The sequence below is a fragment of the Desulfomicrobium baculatum DSM 4028 genome (assembly GCF_000023225.1).
Taxonomy (GTDB): Bacteria; Desulfobacterota; Desulfovibrionia; order Desulfovibrionales; family Desulfomicrobiaceae; genus Desulfomicrobium; species Desulfomicrobium baculatum.
Window position 1 is genome coordinate 3,464,450 of the sequence record NC_013173.1, and the last position, 21,504, is coordinate 3,485,953.

19 protein-coding genes are annotated in these 21,504 nt (G+C 62.8%); 10 read left to right on the plus strand and 9 right to left on the minus strand.

Going from position 1 to position 21,504, the window contains the following annotated elements:
• Positions 1-580: 580 nt before the first annotated feature.
• From DBAC_RS15330 to DBAC_RS15350, 5 genes are read right to left on the minus strand one after another with little or no spacing between them, the layout of a single operon-like run.
• Entirely contained in the window at positions 581-1,138 is a 558-nt protein-coding gene (locus DBAC_RS15330) for a Fe-S-containing hydro-lyase (protein WP_015775226.1), read from the minus strand.
• Positions 1,138-1,977 carry a fumarate hydratase gene (locus tag DBAC_RS15335; RefSeq protein WP_015775227.1) on the minus strand — a complete coding sequence of 280 codons (840 nt, stop codon included), beginning with the start codon at positions 1,975-1,977 and terminating at the stop codon, positions 1,138-1,140. Before DBAC_RS15335 ends, DBAC_RS15330 begins: the two co-directional genes overlap by 1 nt.
• Before the next feature lie 2 nt (positions 1,978-1,979).
• On the minus strand, positions 1,980-2,717 hold the full coding sequence (locus DBAC_RS15340) for a fumarate reductase iron-sulfur subunit (protein WP_015775228.1): 738 nt from the start codon (positions 2,715-2,717) through the stop codon (positions 1,980-1,982).
• Between the two features lie 12 nt (positions 2,718-2,729).
• Positions 2,730-4,589: a fumarate reductase flavoprotein subunit gene (locus DBAC_RS15345; protein ID WP_015775229.1), complete on the minus strand. Its 1,860-nt coding sequence runs from the start codon at positions 4,587-4,589 to the stop codon at positions 2,730-2,732.
• A gap of 11 nt (positions 4,590-4,600) precedes the next feature.
• Positions 4,601-5,245 carry a succinate dehydrogenase/fumarate reductase transmembrane subunit gene (locus tag DBAC_RS15350; protein WP_015775230.1) on the minus strand — a complete coding sequence of 215 codons (645 nt, stop codon included), beginning with the start codon at positions 5,243-5,245 and terminating at the stop codon, positions 4,601-4,603.
• Between the two features lie 233 nt (positions 5,246-5,478).
• Here DBAC_RS15350 and DBAC_RS15355 point away from each other — a divergent pair, with 233 nt between their 5' ends.
• The 3 genes from DBAC_RS15355 to DBAC_RS15365 are packed head-to-tail and all read left to right on the plus strand — an operon-like array spanning position 5,479 to position 9,691.
• The gene (locus DBAC_RS15355) at positions 5,479-7,953 is read left to right on the plus strand and encodes a heavy metal translocating P-type ATPase (RefSeq protein ID WP_015775231.1); all 2,475 of its coding nucleotides are present in this window, start codon (positions 5,479-5,481) and stop codon (positions 7,951-7,953) included.
• Between the two features lie 53 nt (positions 7,954-8,006).
• Positions 8,007-9,200, plus strand: coding sequence for an HDOD domain-containing protein (locus DBAC_RS15360; protein ID WP_015775232.1), 1,194 nt, complete (start codon positions 8,007-8,009; stop codon positions 9,198-9,200).
• Between the two features lie 32 nt (positions 9,201-9,232).
• Positions 9,233-9,691, plus strand: a complete 459-nt coding sequence (locus DBAC_RS15365; RefSeq protein WP_015775233.1) for a GyrI-like domain-containing protein — start codon at positions 9,233-9,235, stop codon at positions 9,689-9,691.
• Positions 9,692-9,712: 21 nt separating this feature from the next.
• On the opposite strand, the gene DBAC_RS15370 is transcribed toward DBAC_RS15365, so the two are convergent.
• Complete coding sequence (locus DBAC_RS15370; RefSeq protein WP_043811120.1) at positions 9,713-10,645, minus strand: secretin N-terminal domain-containing protein; 933 nt, start codon at positions 10,643-10,645, stop codon at positions 9,713-9,715.
• 104 nt (positions 10,646-10,749) lie between these two features.
• Positions 10,750-11,862, minus strand: coding sequence for an alanine dehydrogenase (ald, locus tag DBAC_RS15375; RefSeq protein ID WP_015775235.1), 1,113 nt, complete (start codon positions 11,860-11,862; stop codon positions 10,750-10,752).
• A gap of 555 nt (positions 11,863-12,417) precedes the next feature.
• On the opposite strand from ald, the gene DBAC_RS15380 reads away from it, so the two are divergent.
• The 3 genes from DBAC_RS15380 to DBAC_RS15390 all read left to right on the plus strand — a co-directional run bounded on the left by DBAC_RS15380 (position 12,418) and on the right by DBAC_RS15390 (position 14,360).
• On the plus strand, positions 12,418-13,059 hold the full coding sequence (locus DBAC_RS15380; protein WP_015775236.1) for an ABC transporter ATP-binding protein: 642 nt from the start codon (positions 12,418-12,420) through the stop codon (positions 13,057-13,059).
• Complete coding sequence (locus DBAC_RS15385; protein WP_015775237.1) at positions 13,056-13,850, plus strand: ABC transporter permease; 795 nt, start codon at positions 13,056-13,058, stop codon at positions 13,848-13,850. Before DBAC_RS15380 ends, DBAC_RS15385 begins: the two co-directional genes overlap by 4 nt.
• Before the next feature lie 153 nt (positions 13,851-14,003).
• Complete coding sequence (locus tag DBAC_RS15390; RefSeq protein ID WP_015775238.1) at positions 14,004-14,360, plus strand: DMT family protein; 357 nt, start codon at positions 14,004-14,006, stop codon at positions 14,358-14,360.
• Between the two features lie 62 nt (positions 14,361-14,422).
• On the opposite strand, the gene DBAC_RS15395 is transcribed toward DBAC_RS15390, so the two are convergent.
• Together DBAC_RS15395 and DBAC_RS15400 are read right to left on the minus strand one after the other, a co-directional pair.
• Positions 14,423-15,019 carry a nitroreductase family protein gene (locus DBAC_RS15395; RefSeq protein ID WP_015775239.1) on the minus strand — a complete coding sequence of 199 codons (597 nt, stop codon included), beginning with the start codon at positions 15,017-15,019 and terminating at the stop codon, positions 14,423-14,425.
• Positions 15,020-15,098: 79 nt separating this feature from the next.
• Complete coding sequence (locus DBAC_RS15400; protein ID WP_015775240.1) at positions 15,099-15,791, minus strand: uracil-DNA glycosylase; 693 nt, start codon at positions 15,789-15,791, stop codon at positions 15,099-15,101.
• A gap of 40 nt (positions 15,792-15,831) precedes the next feature.
• Here DBAC_RS15400 and DBAC_RS15405 point away from each other — a divergent pair, with 40 nt between their 5' ends.
• The 4 genes from DBAC_RS15405 to DBAC_RS15420 all read left to right on the plus strand — a co-directional run bounded on the left by DBAC_RS15405 (position 15,832) and on the right by DBAC_RS15420 (position 21,443).
• Positions 15,832-16,452: a LysE family translocator gene (locus DBAC_RS15405; protein ID WP_015775241.1), complete on the plus strand. Its 621-nt coding sequence runs from the start codon at positions 15,832-15,834 to the stop codon at positions 16,450-16,452.
• Positions 16,453-16,525: 73 nt separating this feature from the next.
• Entirely contained in the window at positions 16,526-17,443 is a 918-nt protein-coding gene (locus tag DBAC_RS15410) for a patatin-like phospholipase family protein (protein ID WP_015775242.1), read from the plus strand.
• A 45-nt stretch (positions 17,444-17,488) separates the two neighbouring features.
• The gene (gene ptrA, locus DBAC_RS15415; protein WP_015775243.1) at positions 17,489-20,329 is read left to right on the plus strand and encodes a pitrilysin; all 2,841 of its coding nucleotides are present in this window, start codon (positions 17,489-17,491) and stop codon (positions 20,327-20,329) included.
• A 58-nt stretch (positions 20,330-20,387) separates the two neighbouring features.
• On the plus strand, positions 20,388-21,443 hold the full coding sequence (locus DBAC_RS15420) for a radical SAM protein (protein WP_015775244.1): 1,056 nt from the start codon (positions 20,388-20,390) through the stop codon (positions 21,441-21,443).
• The last annotated feature ends 61 nt before the right edge of the window (positions 21,444-21,504 follow it).

The following is a 21,504-nucleotide window of genomic DNA, read 5'->3' on the forward strand; positions in this document are numbered from 1 at the left end:
GTGATGCCGCCACGGCGGCGTTGATATTCATTCGCATCCCCTTCAAAGGGGTCAAGGCACAAGGCGACGCCCCGCATATCTTCCGGTTGTTACGCAGCGTATGCGGCCAGCGTTCGCACAGAACATGCCGGAGCGTCTGTTTTCGCAACTAACATGAATAAAAATGATAAACGTCACGCCTGGATTTGCGGGATGGCGTGTTTATGCGGGTGGAAGAAGGGCGGCCACGCAGGGCCGCCCCTACGATACATCACCCTGAAATCCATCACCATTCCCGCACCAACGATGCATCGCCACAAAATCCGTCCACGTCGGCGGTTGGCCCAGCAATGCATCACCCGAAATCCATCCATATCATAGGGGCGAACCAACGATGCATCGTCCCGGAATCCATCCATATCGTCGGGACGGGCCAACGATGCATCGTCCCGGAACCCATCCATATCGTCGGGGCGAACCAACGATACATCGTCCCGGAATCCATCCATATCGTCGGGACGGGCCAACGATGCATCGTCCCGGAACCTACCAAACCGTAGGGGCGGCCCTACGTTGCCGCCCTTCTTCCGCCCTGCGTCCCCTATTCCAGCCCAGCCGCCTTCCGGTCCGGCTGCACGTACAATTCTCCGCCGTGGGAATCGTTGATGACCAGCAGCGGGAAGTCAACCACGGTCAGTTCGCGGATGGCCTCCGGCCCAAGCTCGTCGAAGGCGATGACTTTGGCCGCCGTGATGCATTTGGACAAGAGCGCTCCAGCGCCGCCCGTGGCGCCGAAATACACGGCCGTATGGTCTTTCAAGGCCTGCTTGACGGCGTCGCTTCTTTTGCCCTTGCCCACCGAGGCCTTGCAGCCGAGCGAATGCAGGCGCGGGGCGTAGGTGTCCATGCGGTAGCTGGTGGTCGGTCCGGCCGCGCCGATGGGGCGGCCGGGAGGCGCGGGGCTGGGGCCCACGTAGTAGATGACCGAGCCTTTCAGTTCGAAGGGCAGTGGCTCCGCCTTGTCCAAAAGGTCAACGAGGCGCTTGTGGGCCGCGTCGCGGGCCGTGTAGATGGTGCCCGTCAGCCGCACCACGTCTCCGGCCTTGAGTTTGGCCATGGCCTCGTCCGTCAGGGGAGTTTGCAGATTGTATTCGGCCATCAGATCTCCACCTCCTGATGTCTGGAGGAATGACACTGGATGTTCACGGCCAGGGGCAGGCTCGCGATGTGGCAGGGGCTCATGGCGATCTTGACGCCAAGGCAGGTGGTCTTTCCGCCCAGGCCCATGGGCCCGATGCCAAGCTTGTTCAGGGCTTCGAGGAGTTCGTCCTCCATGGCCGCGAGCTTGGGGTCCGGGTTCACGTCGTCCAGCTTTCGCAGGAGCGCCTTTTTGGCCAGGATGGGCGAGTAGTCGAAGGTGCCGCCCACGCCGATGCCGACCACCGTGGGCGGGCAGGGGTTGGGACCGGCCTCGGCCACGCGCTCGATGACGAACTTCTTGATGCCCGCCCAGCCCTGGGCCGGGGAGAGCATGGTCACGCGGGACATGTTTTCGCTGCCGCCGCCCTTGGCCATGAAGGCGATTTTGAGCCTGTCTCCGGGCACGATGTCGAAGTGGATGATGGCCGGGGTGTTGTCCTTGGTATTGGCGCGGGTCAGCGGGTCGCAGGCGGACTTGCGCAAGAAACCGTCGGCATAGCCCTTGCGCACGCCCTCATTGATGGCCTCGCGGATGTTCATGCCTTCGATGCGCAGGTCTTCGCCCATCTCCACGAAGAAGACGGCCAGGCCCGTGTCCTGGCACAGAGGCAGCCCCGTTTCCTCGGCCAACTCGTAGTTTTCGGTCAGCTGGCGGAAGACTTCCTTGGCCGCCGGGGATTCTTCCAGCGCCGCGCACTGCGCGAACCGCTCCCGCACGTCCTTGGGGAGGTAGCGGTTGGAGTCGATACACATCTTGGCCACGGTGTCGATGACCGTGGCTGCGTCCAGTGTTCTCATGGCTATTTCCTGATAAACTGTTTGATTGCGGTGATGCCCATTTTTCGGCGCAGGAAGCCGAGCTGGTTCTGCAGGGGCAGCTTCTTGGGACAGACGTCCTCGCAGGCGAGGAGTCCCATGCAGCCGAAGATGCCGTAGTCGTTGCCGATGATGTCGAAGTACTGGTTGTCCGTGCGCTGGTCGCGCGGATCGATGACGAAGCGGGCGATGCGGTTCAGCGCCGCCGCGCCCATGAAATCGTCGCGCAGCCGCGCCGTGCCGCAGGCCGCGATGCAGCAGCCGCACTCGATGCAGCGCTCAAGCTCATAGATCTCTTCGGCCACGGCGTTGTCCATGCGCTCTTCTTCCTTGGCCGAGTCGAATTCCTTGGTGGTGTGGATCCAGGATTCGGTCTTCTGGTACATCTCGCGGAACCAGATGCCCGTGTCCACGGAAAGGTCGCCGATGAGCTTGAAGACGGGTAGGGGCAGAAGCGTGATGGTCTCGGACAGATCCTTGGTCTTGGTCTGGCAGGCCAGGCCGGGGCGGCCGTTGATGACCATGGCGCAGGCCCCGCAGATGCCTGCCCGGCAGCAGAAGTCGAAGATCAGGCCCGGGTCCTGCTCCTCGCGCAGACGGTTCAGCGCGATGAACAGGGTCATGTTGGTGGTCTCCTCCAGCACGAAGGTCTGCATGTGCGGAGTGGATTCCTTGTCCTCGGGATTGTAGCGGAATATTTCAAACTGGAGCAGTCGTCCCATGTCGTGTTCCTCTTACTTGCTCTTCGTGATGGTCTTGGCCTCGATTTCCTTGGGGTCGGCATGGATGATCTTGCCGCCGCCATAGCCGCGCTCTCCCGGAGGAATCTCGAAGTGCGGGGTCGCCTCTTCGTATTTCAGCTCGGGCATGGTCTGTCCTTCGGGCCAATAGGCCAGGGTGCGGTTCAGCCAGTTTTGGTCGTCGCGGGCCGGGAAGTCCTCGCGGTTGTGGCTGCCGCGACTCTCCCGGCGCACCAGGGCGGCCTGGGCGATGCACATGGCCAGGCGGACCTGGCCCTGGATCTTGAGCGCCGCCGCAACTTCGTGGTTGGCCCCAAGGCCCTTGGAGACCAGGCCGATCCTGCCGGAGCGCTCAAGCAAGCCCTGCAGCACCTCGACGCATGTGGTTAGATCCTTTTCATTGCGGAACACGAAGCAGCCCTGCATGAGCGCTTCCTGCATCTCGGCGCGGACCTTGTAGACGTTTTCCTTGCCCAGACGGCCGCTGATCAGGTTGTCGATACGCTCCTGCTGACGTTTGGCCTCGGCATTGATGACGCCTGTCTTGAAAGACGTCTCGTAGCCCTTCAAAAATTCGACGATCTTGACGCCGATGATGCCGCCCGCGACCACTGTCTCGGCCAGGGAGTTGCCGCCCAGGCGGTTGAAGCCGTGCATGTCCCAGCAGGCCGCCTCGCCGGCGGAGAAGAGGCCTTTAAGGCCGTAGGCCGCGCCGTTCTTGTCCGTGCGCACCCCGGCCATGGTGTAGTGCTGGGTCGGGCGCACGGGGATGAGCTGGGTGCGGGCGTCCACGCCCAGGAAGTTCTGGCAGATCTCGTCCACCTCGCGCAGCTTGGTGGAGATGTGCTTGTCGCCAAGGTGCCGGATGTCGAGCCAGAGGTGCTCGCCATAGGCCGACTGCACGCCTTTTCCGGCGCGCATGTGTTCGGTCATGCGCCGCGAGACAACGTCGCGGGAGGCCAGCTCGGCCTTCTCGGGCTCGTAGATGTGCATGAAGCGTTCTTCGTTGACATCAAGGAGCGTCCCGCCGTCGCCGCGGCAGCCCTCGGTGACCAGAATGTCCGTGGGCACGATGCCCGTGGGGTGGAACTGGATGGCCTCGGGGTTGCCGATGGGCACCACGCCCGTGTCCTGGGCGATGACGTGGCCGCCGCCGTCGCAAATGACCGCGTTGGTCGTGGCCTTGTAGAGACGCCCGAAGCCGCCGGTGCAGATGGCCGTAGCCTTGGCCAGATAGGTTTCAAGCTTGCCGGTGCGCAGACAGCGCACGATGGCGCCCATGCACTGCTCGCCGTCATGGATGAGCGAGATGGCTTCCTTGCGATCGAGGACGTTGATGCCCAGCTCCGCGCACTTGTTGTCCATGGTGCACATGACCGCGTGGCCCGTGCCGTCGGAGGTGTAGCAGGTGCGCCACTTGGCCGTGCCGCCGAAAGAGCGGGCCGTGATCAGGCCTTCCTTCTCGGGTTTTTCGAATTTCTCGAATTTCTCGCCACCCTTGAAGTAGGAGGATGTGCCCGGGACCACCCGGTTCCATGGCACGCCCCAATGGGCCAGGCGGCGCATCTCGATGGGCGCGGCGTCGGCGAAGAGCCGGGCCACTTCCTGGTCGCAGCCCCAGTCCGAGCCCTTGACCGTGTCCATGAAATGCACATCTACATTGTCACCCTCGCCCATGGCGCAGTTGCCCAGGGCCGCCTGCATGCCGCCCTGGGCAGCGGAGGAATGGGACCGGCGGGCCGGGACGATGGACAGACAGATGACGTTGAAGCCGGCCAGCGCGGACTCCACGGCCACGCGTTCGCCGGCAAGGCCCGCGCCGATGACCAGAAGATCGGAATAATACGTTTGCATGCCTTCCCCCTTTAGCCCAAAAATGCGAAGCGCAATAAGGTAACGAGACCAATGGCCATGAACACGGCGAACATGATGTTTTCGGCCTTTTTGGCCTTGGGGCGGTCGGCTGTCTTGATGAAGCCCCATTTGACACCGATGCGGTAGAAACCGACGGAGACGTGCAGTTCGATGCTCGGCAACAGGATCAGGTAGAACCAGCCCCAGCCCTCCTGCACCCGCGCGGCGGATTTGACGGCGGTGATGGGCAGGTCGGAAAGGACCACGAAAAGATGAATGGAGCCCATGATCAGCACGATCATGGCCGTCACGGCCTGCACCACCCACAGCCAGGTGTCGGCGTGATGCATCATTTTGGCGTGGGCCCAGATGGTCTTCTGCCCTTCGGCGCGGAAGGGGATCTTGCGCGCGGCCAGGATGAAGTGGACGATCATGGTGATGAAGATCACGGGGCCGCCCACCTGGGCCATGTACGTGACCTCGAAAAATTCGGCGATGGCGTCCATGATGCGCGGCGAGAGGACCACGGACGAGACCAGCAGCATGTGGCACCACATGAACAGGACAAGACCGGCGCCGGTAAGCATCTGGAGCCAGTCGAGATACGCATCCCGGCGCCCAGGACGCACGACATGCATGGTGGCATCAACGGACATACTTCCTCCGAAATTGCGGAGCCAATGCATTGATGGCTCCTGGTTGAACAACCAATTTGTTTTTCAAGAAACGATGAGGCCCCGAAGAGTTTCGGAAAAGAATTTTTGTAGGTAGGTTGGGTACGCGAATACAATTGATCAGTCAATCACATGCCGCAACGACGCACTTGCAACACGCACGTCAATAGGTACAAAAGGCTTCGAAACAATTGAAATATATCCAGGGGAGAAACATGAACTCGACATCACGTTCAATACGTTTACCCGTCGGCGGAATGCACTGCGCGGCCTGTTCGACCCGCATCGAAAAAGTGGTCGGGGCCATGCCCGGGGTGGAGCAGATCGTGGTCAACCTGGCCACGGAAGAGATGGACCTGCGCTTCAATCCTCAAGACGCGCCCTTGGACACGATATTGGAGCAGGTACGGGAGCTGGGTTTTTCCGTTGAGGCGCCGACAGAACAAAGCGTGCTTGAGCTCAAGATCGGCGGCATGCACTGCGCGGCCTGCTCTTCGCGCATTGAGCGTGTCACCGGCCGCATTGAGGGCGTGACGGAGGCCAGCGTCAACCTCGGCGCGGAAAGCGGCCGTTTCGTCTTTGACCCGGCCCTGGTCTCGCAGCGCGCCCTGCGCCAGGCCATCCACGACGCAGGCTTCACCACGAGCATCCCGCAGAAGGAGCGTGCCGGGGACGAGGAAGAGCGCATCAACGCCCGTCTGGCGGAGAAAAAAAAGGTCGTGCTCTGGTCCATGGCTTTTGCCCTGCCGCTTCTGGTACTCTCCATGGGCCACATGTGGGGCATGCCCCTGCCCCACTGGCTCGACCCCATGCACGCGCCCGGAGCCTTCGCCCTGGCCCAGCTGCTGCTGACCCTGCCCGTGGTCTGGAGCGGCCGCAGCTTCTACCTGATCGGATTCCCCGCCCTGGCCCGCCGCGCCCCGAACATGGACTCGCTGGTGGCCGTGGGCACGGGCGCGGCCCTGGTCTATTCGTTGTGGAACACGGTGGAGATCTGGCTGGGCGTGGACGCCCAGGCCCGGGCCATGGACCTCTACTACGAATCCGCCGCCGTGCTCATCGCCATGATCTCGCTGGGCAAATTTTTCGAGGCCCGCTCCGTATCGAGAACCACGGGCGCGGTACGGGCGCTCATGGCCCTGGCTCCGGACACGGCCACGCTGGTGGACGGCGAGAACGAGCGCAAGATCCCGGTGGAAGAGATCGAACCCGGCGACCTCTTGCGCATCCGCCCCGGCGAACGCCTGCCCGTGGACGGCGAAGTGGCGGAGGGGCAGAGCCATGTGGATGAATCCATGCTCACGGGCGAGCCGCTGCCGGTACGGCGCGGTCCCGGAGGCCGCGTTTACGGCGGCACGCTGAACACCACGGGCGCGTTCGTCATGCGCGCCTCCCTCGTCGGCGAGGATACCATGCTGGCCCGCATCGTACGCCTGGTGCGCGACGCCCAGGGCTCCAAGGCCCCCATCGCCAGTCTGGCCGACACCATCAGCTATTATTTCGTGCCCGTGGTCATGGTCCTGGCCCTGGTTTCGGGCCTGGCCTGGTACTTTTTCAGCGACGAGCCCTTTGTCTTCGCCCTGCGCATCGCCATCTCCGTGCTGGTCATCGCCTGCCCCTGCGCCATGGGCCTGGCCACCCCGACCTCCATCATGGTCGGCACGGGACGCGGCGCGCAGCTGGGCGTTTTGATCAAGTCCGGCCGCGCCCTGCAGCGGGCCGGGGAGCTCGGCACCCTGGTCTTCGACAAGACAGGAACCCTGACCGTGGGCAAGCCGGTGCTAAGCGAAGTCTGGGTCGATCCGGCGGCAGGGATCGACAAGGAGTCCTTGTTGCGCCTGTCCGCATCCATCGAGGCCCAGTCCGAGCACCCCCTGGCCCGGGCCGTGGTCCTCGCCGTGCAGGGCCCCCTGCCCAAGGCTTCGGATTTCCTGTCCGTGCCTGGCCAGGGCGTGACCGCCGTGGTCGAAGGCCGCGCCGTCGCCATAGGCAACGAACGGCTGATGCAGGCCGAAAACCTGAATCTGGAAGAGGCCAAGGCCGTGCGCGAACGCATGGAGGAGAACGGGGCCACCGTGGTGCATGTGGCGGTGGACGGGCGTCTGGCGGGCCTGTTGGCCGTAAGCGACCAGCTGCGACCCGAAGCGAAGGGGGCCCTGCAGCGGCTGCGCGATCTGGGCATGGAGATTGTGCTCCTGACCGGAGATTCCGAGCGCTCGGCGCAGGCCGTGGCCCGTCAGCTCGGCATCGGGAGGGTCATCGCCGGGGTGCTGCCGGACCGCAAGGCCGAGGTGATCATCGATCTTCAGAAGGAGGGCCGCGCCGTGGGCATGGTCGGAGACGGGATCAACGACGCCCCGGCCCTGGCCCGGGCCGATCTGGGCGTGGCCATGGGCGGCGGCATGGACGTAGCCCTGGAATCGGGGGACGTGGTGCTCATGCGGGAAGATCTCACCGGCGTGCTCACGGCGCTGTCCCTGAGCCGGGCGGTGATGCGCAACATCCGCCAGAATCTATTCTGGGCCTTCGCCTTCAACACCATCGGACTCCCTGTCGCGGCTGGGCTCCTGCACATCTTCGGCGGACCGACCATGAGCCCCATGCTCGCAGGCACGGCCATGGCCATGAGCTCGGTCCTGGTGGTTTCAAACGCCTTGCGGCTGCGTTTTTTTATTTCTCCTCATACATAAATGCAGTATGAGCAGTACCTGCCCGCACATCAATCTTGAAGGGAGTGGACACCATGCATAAGCGCATCGAGCAGGTCCTGCCCGGTGAAATCCTGGCGGCCGACCTCGTGGACACGGCGGGCCGCCTTCTTTTCCCCAAGGGGGCGACGCTGTCTGAAAACGCCGTCGCGGCCTTGGTTCAACGCGGGGTTACGGATATCGAGGTCGAGGACGAGCGCGTGCCCCTGAATGCCGAGCAGTTGAAGCAGGCGGCCGAGAATGCGCACAAATTCTATGCAGGGCACGATCTGGGCGTCGCGCCTGGTCCGATGCTGCTGGGCCTGCGCACCGAAGCCGAAGCCATGCGCATTGAGAGAGGCCTGCCCCCGCTGCTGCGCGATTGCCGGGGGCCTGTCGACCCGGTGCCGTTGCCTCAGGAACTGCCTATATTCTGCCTGAACGGCTTCGAGCCTCCGCAGCTGCCCGCCGTGGCCCAGGAGCTCAATCTGGCCCTGAGCGCGCCAGACCCCTCCAGCACAAAAATCGTCGAGCTCATCACCCGCAGCCCCGGACTCACGGCCAAGCTCCTGCGCCTTGTCAACACGCCGCTCTACGGCTTCCAACGCAAGGTCGAAACCGTTTCCCGGGCCGTATCCATCGTCGGACTGCGCGAAGTGGGCATGCTCGCCTCCAGCCTGCTCATGGTCGATCAGTTCGGAGTCATCCCCAAGTCCGTGATCGAGATGCGCTCCTTTCTCGAACACAGCCTTGGCTGCGCCCTGACCTGCAAGACCCTGGCGGAAGTCACCGGACTGGCCCAACCGGAAAAGGCCTTTGTGACCGGGCTGCTGCACGATATCGGACGGCTCTATTTTTTCACGTCCTTTCCCGAACGTTCCCGCTATTGCATAGACAGCGCCCTCAAGCACCAGCGGCCGCTGATGACCGAAGAGGCTTTATTCTTCGGTATCGACCATGCGGACATGGGCGAGCGTCTTCTGGACGGCTGGGGGATGCCCGGCGGCCTGAGCCGGACCGTGGGCTGCCATCATGACCCCGCGCGAGCCGCGGACCTGCCCCTGGCCGGCATCGTGCATCTGGCCGACCTCCTGACCCATGCCATGGGACTGGGGTGCAGCGGCGAATGCGGACCACCCCAGGCCCGCCCGGAAGTCATGGATCTGGTACCGGTCCAGCCGGAGCACATGGTCGACATAGCGATCCGCATCGAGACCCAGCTTGGTTTGATCATGGGCGCATTTCAGTAAATTCAACCTGACAAGGCTCTCAAGGAGAACGCATGCAGATCCAGCGCAAGAACATCCCCGCCGCCATGGTCCTTGAATCCGCCGCAACGCTGACCATCCCGGAAATCGCGGCATTTGCCGGCAAGGTCATTCCCATGCTCCTGGCGGAGGCCGAAAGCAGAGGCATGGCCGTCACCGGCCCGTGCATCTTCACGTACGACGGCTGCGACGGCTCCCCGGACAAGGAATTTTCCCTGACGGTTTCGTTCCCCGTGGACGCCTGCCGCGGCCAGGGAGCGTTCATATGCAAAGAGGTTCCGGCCCACGAATGCCTGTGCACGGATTACCGCGGCCCCATAAACGGAATCGGCCCCGCCTGGAGCGCCTTCACCCCGCTGGCCCTGCAGCAGGGGCTTGCCTTGCAGCCCGTGGGACGCGAAGTCTATGTGGAATGGATCGACCAGAACAACGCCGAGAATCTGGTCGAACTACAGATTCCCCTACAGAAGTGATCCTCCAGGCAACTCTGCGGTTCAGCGCTCCTCATCCACCAACAGCCAGACGCTGCGGGTGTCGCTGGTCTCCCTCGACCCGGCGCCCGTGAGCCGTCCCGCTTCCTCGCGCCCCTGCTGCGAGCTGCCGCCGAGCTCGATCCACTCGCCAAGCCGCCCCGTGATTGTCGTTGAAAGTTCCTGCGTTTCCACATCGAGGCCATGACCTGCAAGACTGTCAAAGAATGGCCTGATATCGATGTTCACCCTCTCTCCCGCCAAGCGTGGAAGAGCGTAAAAGCCCTGGCCGACGTCCACATAGACAAAACCCTCGCTGACCCTCACCCCTCCCGGGCGGACCGCGACCTGGCGAAAGGGCACGGCCAGGGAGCGGCCGATGCGGATCAAGGCCTCGCTCCCGTCCATGACCCGCACGAACTGGTCCGCGCCGCTCTGCGTGCTGCGGCGCGTGTCCCGGCCGTATACGCCTACGGAGGATCCGCCACCGTGAATTTCGACCCCGCTCTCACCCTTCCTGGGCGCACGCTGGCTTACGATATCCAGTCCCTCCCCGATGCGGACACGGCCGGACACGTCCACGTCACGCTGCCGGACCACGGCGTCCCGGCTCTGGCTGACTCGGATGCGCAACTGGCGGGGCGGCCGGTCAATGACGGCCAGCACCTTGCGGAGTTCTTCGAGGTTGGCTGGGGAAGTGCGCACGACAAGGTGCCCGGCCATGCCGGACATAGCCCCTCCCGGCTCGAGCAGGGGGGTGAGCACCGGCAGGACGTCCTCCACGACGCGGTGGCGCAGTTCAATGATTTCGACCTGCTGCGCGGCGAAGACCGGCACACAGAGAAAAAAGACAAACAACAGGGCGAGGCGCATGGAGCCTCCTTGGATGATGGAGAGTTGCGGAGCAAAGCCGCCCAGTTCTGAATCTTCGGCGCGGCTGCTTATGCATACCCCCATGCCCGCAGCCCGTCGAGGGCTGCGCAGGAATCTGTCCACGCCGCATGAAAAAAGCCGCCCCGGTTAAGGAAGCGGCCATGAAGGTCACTGCAGGCTGATAATTCCTACAGGCAGGAGTCGGCCGGGGTGTAGGGCAGGCCGAAGGCTTCGGCCACGCCCTTGAAGGTGATCTTGTCGCCGACCATGTTCAGGCCGTTCTTGAGACCCGCGTTTTCCTTGCAGGCGGTCTTCCAGCCCTTGTCCGCGATCTGCAGGGCGTAGGGCAGGGTGGCGTTGGTCAGGGCCATGGTCGAGGTGATGGGCACCGCGCCGGGCATGTTGGCCACGCAGTAGTGGATGATGCCGTCTACCTCATAGATGGGGTCGGAGTGGGTGGTGGCCCTCGAAGTCTCGAAGCAGCCGCCCTGGTCGATGGCTACGTCCACAAGCACGCAGCCGGGCTTCATGTCCTTGAACATCTCGCGGGTGATGAGCTTGGGAGCCTTGGCGCCGACGACCAGCACCGCGCCGATGATGGCGTCGGCCTGGGCGGCCAGCTCGCGGATCATGGCCGGGGAGCTCATCAGCGGGGTGCAGTTCTTGGGCATGATTTCGGACAGATAGCGCAGGCGATCGAGGTTCATGTCCAGAATGTAGACTTTGGCTCCTAGCCCGGCGGCCATCATGGCCGCGTTGGTGCCGACGATGCCACCGCCGAGAACCAGCACCGTGGCCGGGGCCACGCCGGTCACGCCGCCCAGCAGGATGCCGCGCCCGCCGTGGACGCGCTCGTTGTACTTGGCCGCTTCCTGTGCGGCCATGCGTCCGGCGACCTCGCTCATGGGGGTCAAAAGCGGCAGGCCGCCCTGGGGACCGGTCACGGTCTCGTAAGCAATGGACACGGCGCCGGTCTTCATGAATTCGCGGGTCAGCTTCTCATCGGCCGCGAAGTGAAAATAGGTGAAGACGATCTGTCCGGGGCGCACCATCGCGTATTCGGACGGCTGCGGCTCCTTGACGTGCATGACCATGTCGGATTGGGCGTAGATCTCGGACGGAGCGGCCACGACCTTCGCCCCCGCAGCCTGGTAGTCGGCGTCGGAGAATCCGCTGCCCGCGCCTGCCGAGGCTTCCACCAACACGGAGTGTCCGTGCTGCTTCATGACTTCCACTCCCGCCGGTGTCATGCAGACCCGGTTTTCCTGCGACTTGATTTCCTTGAGAACGCCTACGATCATTTGCCCGCTCCTTATGCCGTGTTGAATACGAGGTAGAAAGCCTTTTACTGGCAAAAAGCTTACCACAAACGCGGCCCGCATGGAATATTGGCAAAGAATCCCCACAAATCGCGAGCCGGCAAAGCTTGCGGCCCGCACGGCCAGGCCTCGATACAGGAAAAGATCCCTTACTCGCCTGCGGAACAAAAACATGTTTGGAACTAAATATTTCCATTATTTGAAATAAGTCATAAAGTTCGGACTGTAATGACAATTTATCTATGGTTACATATATTTCCATACAATAACAAAAATTGCCAGTTCGTACGACAGCGGGCTGTTGGATCGGACAACCAACCGCACATCCTTGCAAGCAGACGCATCGCCGGGCAAACGCAACCATCCTGACCCTGCGGGCACGCGCAGGGCCATGCCGCTCAGACGGGAGCATGCTCCACGCCATCTCTGCGCCTTGACCCGTTGACGGATGCCTTGGCCCGTTGACAGATGCCTTGACCCGTTGACAGATGATTGTCATGTGGCCGGGAGAGCTACTTTTGCACACCGGAGCCCCCCATGCTGGAATTTCGCGATGTAACCCTGCGCCGAGCCGGGCGAGTAATTTTGAACCAGGTCAACCTCACTGTCTCGCCCGGTGAACACCTGGCCCTGACCGGACCGTCCGGCGGCGGCAAATCCACGCTGCTGAAAGTCGCCCTCCTGTTCGAGCCCGTGGATGAAGGCACTGTGTTATGGAACAAAAGGGAGGTCACGGTAGCGGATCTGACCGCCCATCGTTCCCGTTTTCTGTACATCGGCCAGAAGCCTCTACCCTTTGAAGGCACTGCCGAAGAATACCTGGATCTGCCCTTCACTTTCGCGGCCAACCGGGCGTTGCGTGCGGACAGGGAGGAACAGGACAGACTCATGGAGGCCCTGGGCCTTGACCCGGCCTTGAAAAAAAGCCCTTACACCCGCCTGTCCGGCGGCGAGCAGCAGCGCCTGACCATCATCCAGGGCCTGCAGCTTGAACGCGGCTTCTGTCTGCTGGACGAGATCACATCGAGCCTGGACCAGGAGTCCATGCGCTCCGTGATCCGCCATTTTGCCCAGGAAAAGGGTCGCACCGTACTGGCCGTGACCCATAACCGCGAGTGGCTGGATTTCGGTTTCAGCGAGGTCTGCCTCGAATCCGGAACACTGTGGAGGCGCAAATGAACGAGACAATGGCCATCTCCATTCCGGCCCTCCTCATATTTTCCTTCATTCTGGTTTTCCCGGTGCTCATCTTCCGGCATCTGCGTCTGCGCCTGACCCGCGACCTGCTCATCTCCATGGCGCGAATGGCCGTGCAGTTGGCGCTGGTGGCCGTGTACCTGGAATACATCTTCAGGCTCGACATGCTGCTGGTCAACGTGGTCTGGGTGCTGGTCATGATCGTGGTCGCCTCGGGCTCGATCCTGCGCCAGAGCCTCTTGTCATGGCGAAAATGCCTGTGGACGATCCTGCCCGCGCACCTGCTGACAGCGCTCCTCATCCTGGCCGGTTTTCTGCTGGTCTTCGATTTCGCCACCATCACCTCGGCGCGTTATCTGGTCCCGCTCATGGGCATGGTGCTGGGCAACATCCTGCGCAGCAATGTCGTGGCCCTGGACCGCTTTTTTTCCGAACTGCGCGTAAATGTGGAAGTGCACATCCAGTACCTGACCCTGGGCGCAAACGGGGCGGAAGCTGCGCGGCCCTTCCTGCGCAATGCCCTGCGCGCGGCTGTCGGGCCGCAGATCGGGACGGTGGCGACCATGGGCATCGTCTCCCTGCCGGGCATGATGACCGGCCAGATCCTGGGCGGCTCTTCTCCGGCCGTTGCCATCGTCTATCAGATCATGATCATGATCGCGATCTTCACCGCGGCCACGGTCTCGTCCTTTCTGGCCGTGCACTTCGCCAAAAAGGCGGCCTTCGACCCTTGCGGCCGATTGAATGAAGACATTTTTCTAAAACGCCCCTGAGAGGCGACTCGAAAAACACAAAACCAATCTTATCTTTTTGAAATAAAAGGAATTATTTTTAACGAAAAGCGTTGTGTTTTTCCGCAGCCCTGCTAGATCAAGCCGCAATCAAAATTTTGCGGTTCATGCCCATGCGAGGGCAAGGCGGGTCACATGCGCTTTTATCTCACCACCATCATCTTGTTGTCGCTCAGCAACATCTTCATGACCTTTGCCTGGTACGGACACCTGCGCAACCTGTCGCAGACCCCCTGGGTAATCGCGGCCTTTGCCAGCTGGGGCATCGCGCTCCTGGAATACCTGCTGCAGGTTCCGGCCAACCGCATCGGGCATCAGGTCATGAACATCGGCCAGCTCAAGATCCTGCAGGAGTGCATCGCCCTGTCCGTGTTCATCCCCTTCTCCATCCTGTACATGAAAGAAAAACCGGGCATGGACTATGTCTGGGCCGGGCTGTGCATTCTCGGCGCAGCCTTCTTCATGTTCCGCAAGAAACTGATGGGCGCCTGAGCTCGATCACGCCATAAAGACCAAACGGGCCGCGTTCCAGAAGGAGCGCGGCCCGTCGTTTTTTACCAGCCGCCCTGTTTCCAGACTTCGGCCAGGGGCTTGCGCGGGGACGGGCCTTCCCAGTCAATGTAGGGTTTGCCCAGGTTTTCCTTAACATCCAGGATGCCGATGGTGAACCCGGCCACGACCTCGAATTCGTTTCTGTCGATGCCGAAGACCTCGTAGATGGGGTCCTTCTTGATCCCGGCCATGCCGTGGGTGTAAAGACCGAGCTTGCGTGCCTGCAGAGTCAGGGACATCCAGGCCGAGCCGCAGTCGTACATGGCCCAGTCATTGGGTTTGCCGTTGTGGGTGAAGGTCTTCTTGGCGACCATGAAACCGATGACCGAGGCATTTTTGGCCCATTTCTGGTTGGGTTCGACCAAAAGGCCCAGGAACGTCTCGAAAGTCTCGTCGGTCGAGGTCAGGATGCGCCAGGGCTGTTCGTTGTAGGCCGAAGGAGCCCAGCGGGCCGCGTCGAAGATGACGCAGAGGTCCTCGGCCGGGATGGCTGTCTTGACGAAGGATCTGGGCGACCAGCGGGCGGGGAACTCTTCGGCCACGCCGGGACCAGGGTCGCGCTTGCTGAAATCGGGAGTGTACGGGGTCTGATATTTCATGCTCGCCTCCGGGACATGGGTAGGGGGTTGTGATGCTTAGTGACTTACCCTTTGCCCAAGGCGTGTCAACGTGGCGAGCCTACCCGCGCCCCTTTTTGAGCACTTTCGCGAACTGGGTCCGGAACAGTCCCGCCCCGCCGTTGGCCGGGTGCCGCAGGGCCGGGGCGGTGATGCCCATGGCCGCGAGCAGGGCGGCCGATTTCTGGCCCACGGCCAGGATTCTGGCCTGCGGAGCATAGGCCGTAAGGGCCAGCAGTACAGGACGGCCGAGCATGACTTCTTCGTCCGTGGGCGTGCGGTTGCTCAGAAATCCCTTGTCCGGCTTGTACGGGTGCCAGGGGAAGGCGTTCCACAGGATGACGCCGCGCGGATCGATGCCCAGCTCGCGCATGGCCCCCCAGACGATGGTCGCCGTGGGCTCGGTGAAGCCGTCTGCCTTCACGTCCTCGCGGCTGGTGCGCCGGGGGGCGGGCGCAAAGACCATCTCCGGGCCAAGCCCCTTGTGCCGCAGATGGCCCAGGAGCAGGCGCTCCGAGGTCATGGGAATGCCGGAGAAATGCCCGCCCTGGTAGCCCAGGGCCTCGGCCAGGAGAATGACCGTGGCCTTTTGACGTTCGGCCATGTAGGAGGCGAGCTGTTCCCGCCGGATGATCGGCGCCTCGGCCGCCGCGTCATGCAGCGGGTCCCGGTGGTGCCAAGGGTTGAAGACCGCTCCGGCCGGAGAATTTTTCAGGAGTTTCATGAAGGCATGCATGGAGTCTGCGCTACACATTGGCCGCCTCCGGTGCAAGACCCTGCAAACGAGGACTGCAATGATCGACGTCATCCATTACCCGCTTTTCATCATCACGGCTGTGACCCTGAACCTCTATCCCGGCCCGGACACCATCTACATCCTGACCCGCAGCACGGCCCAAGGCCGCGCCGCAGGCGTCGCCTCGGCCCTGGGGATCTCCAGCGGGTGCGTGATCCACGCGCTGCTCGGGGCCTTGGGGCTGGCCGCCGTGGTCATGGCCTCGGCCACGGCCTACCAGATGATCAAATGGGCCGGGGCGGTCTATCTCGTCTATCTTGGCCTGACCATGCTGCGGGCGTACGGCCATGACGCGGCCCATGCGGTATCGACCAAACAATCTACGGGCCGCATCTATGTCCAAGGCGTGATAACCAGCCTGCTCAATCCCAAGGTGGCGCTCTTCTTCCTGGCCCTCATCCCGCAGTTCATCGCGCCGAGTGCCGCCCATCCCGGCCTGTCCTTTCTGGCGCTGGGCTTGACCTTCGTCGCCACCAGCACGCTGTGGAGCCTTGTCCTGGCAATGGCCGCCGGAGCATTTCATCGGCGATTGGCGAGCGGTCCGGGAGCCCGCTGGCTCAAGCGCCTGGGCGGAGGTCTGCTGATCGGGCTGGGCGCCCGGCTGGCTTTTTCCAAGTAGGCCTTGACGCGCCTCACGGCGGATTTACCCTCATTCTTTGCAGCCCGACGATCGACCCCACGGAGACTTGCTGATGAGCACAAAAACCACTTCAAACCTCAAGATCGGCCTTGCCCTCGGCAGCGGCTCATCGCGTGGCTGGGCCCATATCGGCATCATCAACGCCCTGGCGGAGCAAGGCATACGGCCGGACATCGTCTGCGGCACCTCTGTCGGAGCGCTGGTCGGCGCGGCCCACGCCGCCGGGAATCTGGACAAACTCGAAGAGTGGGTTCGCTCCCTGACACGGCTTGAAACTGCAAGTTTTTTTGAACTCACCTCTTCATTCACCGGATTCGTGAATACATCGAGACTACGCAAATTTCTGGAAAAGCACGTGGCCGGTGCGAACGACCGCATTGAGGACCTTAAGCTTCAGTACGGCTCCGTGGCCACCGACCTGGAATCTGGCCGCGAGATATGGTTCACCAAAGGGCCGCTGCTGGAGGCCGTGTGGGCTTCCATCTCCCTGCCGGGATTGTTTCCGGCCATACGCCATGAAAACCGCTGGCTCGTGGATGGCGGGCTGGTCAACCCCGTGCCGGTCTCCGTCTGTCGCGCGCTGGGGGCCGACGTGGTCATCGCCGTGAACCTCAACGGCGACATCGTGGGCAAGCACCTGGTAAAAACGCCAAAACAGAAGAAAAAGAACGGCGTGGCCGAAGCGTTCTCGAATCTGGTCAAGGAATACGCAGGATCCCTCTTTTTTGATTCCGAAGAGGAAGACGAACCTCCGGGACTTTTCGACGCCATTGCCGGGTCCGTGAATATCGCTCAGGAGCGCATCACGCGCAGCCGTCTGGCCGGGGACCCTCCGGAAATTCTGCTCGCGCCCAAGCTCTCGCACATCGGCCTGCTGGAGTTCTTCAGGGCCGAAGAAGCAATTGCAGAGGGCAGCAAATGCGTAGAGCGCGCGCTGCCCGAGATCGAGCATCTGCTGCAAAGACTGTAACCACCATCGCCCCAAATGCCCTGAGAGCATTTCCAAGGAGGCCTCATGCCCATATTGCGTTTTGTTCTTTTCTTCCTGTTCCTCGCCCTGCAGGCCCAGGCCGCGCAAGTGCGGATCTCGGACACGGACTACCGCGCCTATCGGGCCTTGACTCTTGAAACCGGCCTGGAAGTGCTGCTGGTGCATGACCAGCGCGCCTCCAAGGCCGCCGCGGCCCTGGCTCTGCCCGTGGGCAGCCTCGACAACCCGGACTCCCAGCCCGGCCTGGCCCATTATCTGGAGCACATGCTCTTCCTGGGTTCCACGTCCTATCCCGGCCCCGAAGAGTACCAATCCTTCATCACCAGAAACGGCGGACAGACCAACGCGGCCACGGGGTACACCTCCACTACCTACATGATCGAGGTCGATCCTCCGGCTTTCCCCGAGGCGCTGCGGCGCATGGCCGACACCCTGGCCCGGCCGCTGCTCGACCCGGTCTACGCGGACAAGGAGCGAAACGCCGTCAATGCGGAGATGGAGTCCAAAAAGCACAGCGACGGACGCCGCCTAGCCATGCTGATGCTCTCGACCCTGAACCCGGATCATCCGGCCACCCGCTTCACTGGCGGCAACCTGGAGACCCTGTCCGACAAGCCCGGCAGCCGCCTGCACGACGAACTGGTCCGCTTCCACCAGACATGGTACTCGGCGAACCTGATGAAAGGCGTGCTCTACGGCCCCCAGAGCCTTGACGAGTTGGAAGCCCTGGCCCGGAGCGAACTTGCCGTCATCCCCGACCGCCAGGCCAAAATAGAGGTTCCCGTCGCGCCGCCGGCCACGGACGCCGAAAAAGGCGTGATCGTCGGCGTGCGCCCCGTGCGCGAGACACGGAGCATGAGCATCGAATTCGTCCTGCCCCAGGCCCTGGACGACTCCCGCACCAAGCCCCTGCAGGTCGTATCCGCCGTGCTCGGCACGGAGACCGGGCACTCCCTGGTCGAAATGCTGCGAGACAAGGGGCTGGCGCTGGGTCTTTCGGCCGGAGGAGACACCACTTCCTTGCGCAACGGCGTGACCCTGTCCCTCTTCGTGCAACTCACCGAAGAAGGCGACAGGAAACGCGACGAGGTGCTGGCCACGATATTCGCCTACTTCGATCTGCTGCGCGCCCAGGGTCTGGGAGAGACGTATTTCGAGCAGCTGCGGCGCATGCTGGACATGGAATTCCGCTTCGCCCCCCTGGCCAGCGGCTTCGACTATGTCGCCTCCGCCGCGACGCAGATGCTGCGGCATCCCGTGGAAGACGTGAATTACGGCCCCTACCGCCTGGACTCCTTTGACCGCGAGGCCGTAAACAGCGTGATCGAAGCGCTCAGGCCCGAAAACGCGCGCATCTTCCAGGTCGGCCCGGATCAGCCTGTGGACAGGGAGGCCTTCTTCTACCAGACCCCGTACAGCGCAAGGCCCATCGAAGACGGCGACATCACCCGTTGGGGCAAGCTTTCCGCAGGGATGGAATTGCGCCTGCCGGACCTGAACCCCTTCCTGCCGGATGATTTTTCGCTGGTCGCAGCCAAGGGAAACGCAGAGCCTCGCAAACTCACGGACAAACCCGGTCTCTCCCTTTGGCACGCCGGATCGGCTTTTAGGCAGGAGCCCAAGGCCATCCTCATGACCCGGCTGCAATCCGCCCATTTCGCCGCCACCCGCGAGCAAACGGCCCTGCAGGGCGTGCTGCTCGAACTGTGGGATCAGCAGCAGGCGGGCCTGCGCTATCAGGCCATGGAGGCGGGGCTTGGATTGTCCGTGTCCGGCGATGAAGGCATCGTCATCCGAATTGACGGATTCAGTCAGCATCAGGCTGACCTCCTGCCCCGCGTGCTCGACTTTCTCGAGCAGGACGTCACGCCGGAAGATTTCATGCAGGCCAAGGCGGAACAGCTGCGCAGCCTGGCCAACATGGAAAAGCAGGGCCTGTTTGGTCAGGCCATGGGCGCCATGCGCAACCTGCTCAAAGTCCCGTCATGGGACCACCGGGCCATCGAAGAGACCACCAGGGGGCTGACCCTGCAGGACCTTGGCGAATACCTGCGCACAGTGCGGCGGGATCTGCGCTTCACGGTCTTCGGGTTCGGCAATATTACTCCGGACGACCTGCGCAAGCTGGAGGGGGACCTTCGGCCGTTCATCGGACCTGAAGCAGGAGCGCCGCCGATTGCGACACGCATCGCACCCAGACAGGGCGTCGTGGCCGATTACCGCAAAGCGAGCGTGCTGGAAGACAGCGCCCTGGTCGAAATGTTCCTGGCCCCTGAGACCGGCTCAGGTTCCAAGGCGCGCATGCTCCTGCTGGAAGGACTTCTGTCCAACCGCTTCTTCAGCCGTCTGCGCACCGAAGAGCAATTGGGCTACGTGGCGACCAGCTTTCCGGTCATGTTCGCCCACGCCGCCGGGATCGGATTCGGCGTGCAGAGCCCGGTGCAGGGAACGGCAGGCCTGGCCGACCGCTTCGAGTCCTTCTACTACACGGCCCTCTCGCAGCTGCGCGGCGTGACCGGGGAAGAATTCGAATCCGTGCGCCAGGGCGTGCTGGCCTCACTGACCAAAAGCCCGGATACCCTGGAAGAGGAATTCGGCTGGCTGGAAACGGACCTGCGCCTGGGCAACCAGGCCTTCGACGGCCGCGACAAGCTGGTCGATTCTTTGAGGAAAGCCACCCTGCCCGAGATCGTGCGCGCCTACGAGACCATGGTCATGGGCCCCGGCGGCACGCGGGCGCTCATCCAGATCCAAGGCTCGCGCTTCGACGATTTCGGCTGGGCCCGCAAAAGCGGGGCGGAACACGTCGCGGAGCCTACGGATTTTCACAGGCTGATGGGCGTCCAACGCTATCAGGGACTGTGAGGAAAAGCCCCCAGAATGGCGTCCGCTCCTGACCCGCGTGGGCGCCTCGGAGAAAGACATGACCCGGACGTCTTCCGCATTTGGCGACCTTTGCCCGCCCGTATCGCTCTGGCAGGATCTGCGGGAGCAGTTCAGCCTTCGCAGACGCCTGCTGGATGTGGTCCAAATCGAGGTGACGTCGGTTTGTCCCGGCAGATGCGCGTACTGTCCGCACGTGATCATGGCGGAGCACTGGAAGTCACGGCACATGGATACGACCGCCTACGCCAGGCTTTGGCCGCTGCTGCGCGAATCCGTGCGCGCCCATTTGCAGGGGTGGGGAGAGCCGTTTTCGCACCCGCGCTTTCTGGACATGGTCGCCCTGGCGAGAAAAGCGGGCTGTTTCGTGTCCACAACTACGTGCGGCCTGCATATGACAGAGGATTTTGCCAAGTCCCTGGTCGAGAGCGGGCTGGACATCATCGCCTTCTCCCTGGCCGGCACGACGGCGGCGAGCAACGACGTCCTGCGCCGGGGCGTGGATTTCAGCCGGGTAATGGACTCCATCCGCCTGCTGAACGAAGTGCGTACGGCCAGGTCCGGCGTGCATCTCGAAATTCACATCGCATACCTCGCTCTTGCCAGCCGCATAAGTGAAGTGCGCCGTCTGCCGGAACTGATGCGCGAGCTTGGCGTGCATGCGGCGGTCGTCAGCACTCTCGACCCGAACCTAGCCCCGGGCTGGGCGCATGAAGCCTATGCCCCGGACGAACAGGACAAGATCGCCGTTGCCCGCGCCGAACTGGACGCGGCCGCCGCGGAGGCCGCGCGCCTGGGACTCGATTTCGATTATTCCCTGCCGGAGCCGACCCCGCGCCGGGGCTGTCTGGAAAACGCCGACCGAACCGTTTTCGTGGACGCTCAAGGATGCATGTCCACATGCGTCTATCTGAACCCGCCAACCACCTTGCATGAACCCAACCGACGCATTTTCGGATCATGTCTGGAGCAGGATCCCGTCTCGATCTGGAAATCCGACGCATTTTCCGCGTTTCGGGCCGGACTTCTGTCAGGTGAGCCCGATGCCGCCTGCCTGCGCTGTCCGAAACGCCACGCCCGCAGCAATCGGGAATGACCGGCCACCCTCCCCGCCCCTAATAAAAAAAGCGGGCCGAAGCCCGCTGGATCATCCTTGA

Excerpts from the sequence above, each read along its gene's own strand:
- DBAC_RS15410 (WP_015775242.1), top strand. The coding sequence starts at position 16,526 with ATGAGCACAAAAACCACTTCAAACCTCAAGATCGGCCTTGCCCTCGGC.
- ptrA (WP_015775243.1), top strand. The coding sequence starts at position 17,489 with ATGCCCATATTGCGTTTTGTTCTTTTCTTCCTGTTCCTCGCCCTGCAG.
- DBAC_RS15340 (WP_015775228.1), bottom strand. The coding sequence starts at position 2,717 with ATGGGACGACTGCTCCAGTTTGAAATATTCCGCTACAATCCCGAGGAC.
- DBAC_RS15355 (WP_015775231.1), top strand. The coding sequence starts at position 5,479 with ATGAACTCGACATCACGTTCAATACGTTTACCCGTCGGCGGAATGCAC.
- DBAC_RS15370 (WP_043811120.1), bottom strand. The coding sequence starts at position 10,645 with ATGGGGGTATGCATAAGCAGCCGCGCCGAAGATTCAGAACTGGGCGGC.
- DBAC_RS15335 (WP_015775227.1), bottom strand. The coding sequence starts at position 1,977 with ATGAGAACACTGGACGCAGCCACGGTCATCGACACCGTGGCCAAGATG.
- DBAC_RS15380 (WP_015775236.1), top strand. The coding sequence starts at position 12,418 with ATGCTGGAATTTCGCGATGTAACCCTGCGCCGAGCCGGGCGAGTAATT.
- DBAC_RS15390 (WP_015775238.1), top strand. The coding sequence starts at position 14,004 with ATGCGCTTTTATCTCACCACCATCATCTTGTTGTCGCTCAGCAACATC.
- DBAC_RS15350 (WP_015775230.1), bottom strand. The coding sequence starts at position 5,245 with ATGTCCGTTGATGCCACCATGCATGTCGTGCGTCCTGGGCGCCGGGAT.
- DBAC_RS15385 (WP_015775237.1), top strand. The coding sequence starts at position 13,056 with ATGAACGAGACAATGGCCATCTCCATTCCGGCCCTCCTCATATTTTCC.
- DBAC_RS15395 (WP_015775239.1), bottom strand. The coding sequence starts at position 15,019 with ATGAAATATCAGACCCCGTACACTCCCGATTTCAGCAAGCGCGACCCT.
- DBAC_RS15345 (WP_015775229.1), bottom strand. The coding sequence starts at position 4,589 with ATGCAAACGTATTATTCCGATCTTCTGGTCATCGGCGCGGGCCTTGCC.
- DBAC_RS15400 (WP_015775240.1), bottom strand. The coding sequence starts at position 15,791 with ATGTGTAGCGCAGACTCCATGCATGCCTTCATGAAACTCCTGAAAAAT.
- DBAC_RS15405 (WP_015775241.1), top strand. The coding sequence starts at position 15,832 with ATGATCGACGTCATCCATTACCCGCTTTTCATCATCACGGCTGTGACC.
- DBAC_RS15330 (WP_015775226.1), bottom strand. The coding sequence starts at position 1,138 with ATGGCCGAATACAATCTGCAAACTCCCCTGACGGACGAGGCCATGGCC.
- DBAC_RS15365 (WP_015775233.1), top strand. The coding sequence starts at position 9,233 with ATGCAGATCCAGCGCAAGAACATCCCCGCCGCCATGGTCCTTGAATCC.
- DBAC_RS15420 (WP_015775244.1), top strand. The coding sequence starts at position 20,388 with ATGACCCGGACGTCTTCCGCATTTGGCGACCTTTGCCCGCCCGTATCG.
- DBAC_RS15360 (WP_015775232.1), top strand. The coding sequence starts at position 8,007 with ATGCATAAGCGCATCGAGCAGGTCCTGCCCGGTGAAATCCTGGCGGCC.
- ald (WP_015775235.1), bottom strand. The coding sequence starts at position 11,862 with ATGATCGTAGGCGTTCTCAAGGAAATCAAGTCGCAGGAAAACCGGGTC.